Origin of the sequence: Pelotalea chapellei, from assembly GCF_018531195.1 — a bacterium.
Lineage (GTDB): Bacteria > Desulfobacterota > Desulfuromonadia > Geobacterales > Pseudopelobacteraceae > Pelotalea > Pelotalea chapellei.
In genome coordinates this window covers 1-206 of sequence record NZ_JAHDYS010000058.1, presented here as the reverse complement: position 1 = coordinate 206, position 206 = coordinate 1, and the positions used below count along the sequence as shown (strand labels likewise).

1 protein-coding gene is annotated in these 206 nt (G+C 48.5%); it reads left to right on the top strand.

Annotated elements, in window-relative coordinates:
* The coding region (locus tag KJB30_RS18695; RefSeq protein WP_246545792.1) for an EF-Tu/IF-2/RF-3 family GTPase at positions 1-206 on the top strand (206 nt) is incomplete at both ends.

Sequence of the window (206 nt, the reverse complement as noted above, 5' to 3'; positions counted from 1 at the left end):
ATCCCTGAACCTGAGCGTGCTATTGACCGTCCGTTCCTGATGCCGGTTGAAGATGTATTCTCCATCTCCGGACGTGGTACAGTTGCCACAGGTCGTGTCGAGCGCGGAATTGTAAAAGTTGGCGAAGAAGTTGAAGTTGTAGGTATGAAAGCTACTTCTAAAACGACTGTAACCGGCGTTGAAATGTTTCGCAAGCTTCTTGACGA